Below are 554 nucleotides of genomic sequence, written 5' to 3' on the forward strand. Positions count from 1 at the left end.
GGTCACCACCGCTGCGGAAGCCGCCCTCACGGCGGTCACCACCGGCACGGTCCCGGTCACCACCACGGAACCCGCCCCGGTCACCACCGGTACGGTCACCTGCACTGCGGAAGCCGCCCTCACGACGTTCTCCGCCGGCGCGGAAACCGCCGCGGTCGTCACCGTCACGCCGGGGCGCACCGCGCTCACCGGCGCCGCGCGACTTGTCGTAGCCGCCGTCGAAACCACGGGCACGATCGCCGTCGCGCCGGAAACCTTCGCGCTTGCCGTGAGAACGGTCGTACCCGCCCCTCTCGGAGCGAGGCCCACCGCCTCCGCGGCCGGCCTGGCCGGACGAGTCCTGTCCGGGCTTGTCGTTGGAACTCGAGTTCACGGGTACATCCTTCCTGATGCCGCCGTGAATCGGCGGCACAACGCATACGAGGGCCTACCCCTGGCGGGGAGGCCCTCGTATGGAACGTTTGTCCGGCGGTGTCCTACTCTCCCACAACGTCCCCGTTGCAGTACCATCGGCGCTGGAGGGCTTAGCTTCCGGGTTCGGAATGTTACCGGGC

The 554-nt window shown here is 69.9% G+C and carries 1 rRNA gene; it reads right to left on the minus strand.

Features of this window, described 5'->3' with window-relative positions:
- Positions 1–463: 463 nt before the first annotated feature.
- Positions 464–554, minus strand: a 5S ribosomal RNA gene (gene rrf / locus AB0B35_RS28290); the annotation flags it as partial.

The sequence above is a fragment of the Catellatospora sp. NPDC049133 genome (genome assembly GCF_040648455.1).
Classification (GTDB): domain Bacteria; phylum Actinomycetota; class Actinomycetes; order Mycobacteriales; family Micromonosporaceae; genus Catellatospora; species Catellatospora aurea.